This is a genomic window from Geminicoccus flavidas, from assembly GCF_009806515.1.
Classification (GTDB): Bacteria; Pseudomonadota; Alphaproteobacteria; order Geminicoccales; family Geminicoccaceae; genus Geminicoccus; species Geminicoccus flavidus.
Window position 1 is genome coordinate 1 of record NZ_WUJP01000002.1, and the last position, 2,743, is coordinate 2,743.

At 66.2% G+C, this 2,743-nt stretch carries 2 protein-coding genes; both read left to right on the forward strand.

What is annotated here, in order from left to right; genetic code table 11:
• Positions 1-145: 145 nt before the first annotated feature.
• A complete protein-coding gene (gene pdhA / locus EQG76_RS00010) occupies positions 146-1,165 on the forward strand; it encodes a pyruvate dehydrogenase (acetyl-transferring) E1 component subunit alpha (RefSeq protein WP_159709447.1) in 1,020 nt (339 codons plus the stop codon).
• 17 nt (positions 1,166-1,182) lie between these two features.
• On the forward strand, positions 1,183-2,631 hold the full coding sequence (locus EQG76_RS00015; RefSeq protein WP_159709449.1) for a pyruvate dehydrogenase complex E1 component subunit beta: 1,449 nt from the start codon (positions 1,183-1,185) through the stop codon (positions 2,629-2,631).
• The last annotated feature ends 112 nt before the right edge of the window (positions 2,632-2,743 follow it).

A 2,743-nucleotide genomic window follows, 5' to 3' on the forward strand; every position in this document is an offset into this window, starting at 1 on the left:
GTTGATGGCATCTGCACGTGGAAGCCATGCAGCTTCGGACTTGCGCAAATCGCGCCGCCGCCACAGGTTGCCGGCCAGCGAAGGCGGCCGGCGCTGCACGAGTGCCTAAGACGCCGCTATCCAGGGGGGAAGCTGGATGACCGCCATGAGCAAGCGCAAGAACGGGAACGGCGGAGAGGCCGCCACGGCCGTCAGCAATCTGCCGCAACCCGAGACCCTGATGGCTTGGTACCGGGAGATGCTGCTGATCCGCCGGTTCGAGGAGAAGGCGGGTCAGCTCTACGGAATGGGCCTGATCGGGGGCTTCTGTCACCTCTATATCGGCCAGGAGGCGGTTGCCGTCGGGATCCAGCATGCGCTCACCGACAAGGATTCGGTGATCACCGGCTATCGCGACCACGGCCACATGCTGGTGTGCGGCATGGAACCGCGCCGGGTGATGGCCGAGCTGACCGGCCGCGAGACCGGTTATTCCAAGGGCAAGGGCGGCTCGATGCACATGTTCGCCAAGGACAAGAAGTTCTATGGCGGCCATGGCATCGTCGGCGCGCAGATCCCGCTCGGCACCGGCATCGCGTTCGCGCATAAGTATGAAGAGGATGGCGGGCTGTGCGCCGCCTATTGCGGTGATGGTGCCGTCAACCAGGGCCAGGTCTACGAATCGTTCAACATGGCAGCCTTGTGGAAGCTGCCGGTGCTCTACGTGATCGAGAACAACCGCTACGGCATGGGCACCTCGGTGCAGCGGGCGGCGGCCGGCGAGCGTCTGTGCGACCGGGGTAGGGCGTACGGCATCCCGGGCGAGCAGGTGGATGGCATGGACGTGCTCGCGGTGGAGGCGACCGCCAGCCGGCTGGTCGAGAAGATCCGTGCCGGGGAGGGGCCGCAGATCCTGGAAGCGATGACCTATCGCTATCGCGGCCATTCCATGTCCGATCCGGCCAAGTACCGCACCAAGGACGAAGTCGAGGAGATGCGGACCCAGCACGACCCGATCGAGAACCTGAAACGGATCATCGAGGTCAACGGCTTTGCCGACGAGGCGGCGTTCAAGGCGATCGACAAGGAGATCCGCGACATCGTCAACGAGAGCGCCAAGTTCGCCCAGGACAGCCCCGAACCTGACCCGTCCGAGCTTTGGACCGACATCCTGGTAGAATCCTGATCCTGGGGCGCAACGTCATGCCGACCGAGATTTTGATGCCGGCCCTTTCGCCGACCATGACCGAGGGCAACCTCGCCCGCTGGCTGAAGAGGGAGGGTGACCCGGTCAAGTCAGGCGACGTCCTGGCCGAGATCGAGACCGACAAGGCGACGATGGAGTTCGAGGCGGTTGACGAGGGCGTGCTCGGTAAGATCCTGGTGCCGGAAGGCACGCAGGGCGTGGCGGTGAACACCCCGATCGGCGTGCTGCTGGAAGAGGGCGAGAGCCCCGACGCCGTCCCGACCAGCGCTTCCGCGGCGACCGGCGGTCGCGCCAAGGGCGACGAGCCGCGCACCGCCGACCATGCGCCGGTCGGCGAGAAGCCGGCCAGCGAGGCGCCGGCAGCCCCCACCGAGGGCGAAGCACCCGCTCCCGCCAGGAAGGTGCCGGCCGAGGCGAAGAAGCCAGCCGCGGCCGATCCGGACCTGCCGCCGGGCACGACCTTCGTGAAGCAGACGGTGCGCGAGGCGCTGCGCGACGCGATGGCCGAAGAGATGCGCCGCGACCCCAAGGTGTTCTTGATGGGCGAGGAAGTCGCCCAGTACCAGGGTGCCTACAAGGTCAGCCAGGGCCTGCTGGACGAGTTCGGTGCAAAGCGGGTGATCGACACGCCGATCACCGAGCACGGTTTCGCCGGCCTGGGCGTGGGCGCCGCCATGGCCGGGCTGCGGCCGATCGTGGAGTTCATGACCTGGAACTTCGCCATGCAGGCGATGGACCATATCATCAACTCTGCGGCGAAAACGCTCTACATGGCCGGCGGCCAGATGGGCTGCCCGATCGTGTTCCGGGGCCCTAACGGGGCCGCGGCGCGCGTCGCCGCCCAGCACAGCCAGGAATACAGCTCCTGGTATGCGCACTGCCCGGGCCTGAAGGTGGTCTCGCCCTGGTCGGCGGCGGACGCCAAGGGTCTGCTCAAGGCCGCGATCCGCGACCCCAACCCGGTCGTGTTCCTTGAGAACGAGATGCTCTACGGCCAGAGCTTCGAGGTGCCGCAGATCGAGGACCATGTCCTGCCAATCGGCAAAGCCAAGGTCGTGCGGGAAGGGACGGACGTCACCATGACCGCCTTCTCCTTGATGATGGGCCATGCCGTGGCCGCCGCGGACGCTCTGGCCGAGCAGGGCATCTCGGTGGAACTGATCGACCTACGCACCATCCGGCCGCTGGATGTCGAGACGATCGTGAACTCGGTCAAGAAGACCAACCGGCTGGTCTCAGTCGAGGAAGGCTGGCCGCAGTCGGGCATCGGCTCGGAACTGGCGGTGCTGATGATGGAGCACGCCTTCGATTATCTGGACGCGCCGGTGGTGCGGGTGACGGGCAAGGACGTGCCGATGCCCTATGCCGCCAATCTGGAAAAGCTGGCGCTGCCGCAGGTGCAGGACATGGTGGAGGCGGCCAAGGCCGTCTGCTACCGGACTTGATGGGGAAGGCGGGGGAAACGACCGGATGAGCATACAAATCCTGATGCCTGCGCTCTCGCCGACGATGAGCGAAGGCAATCTGGCCCGCTGGCTCAAGAAGGAAGGCGACGCG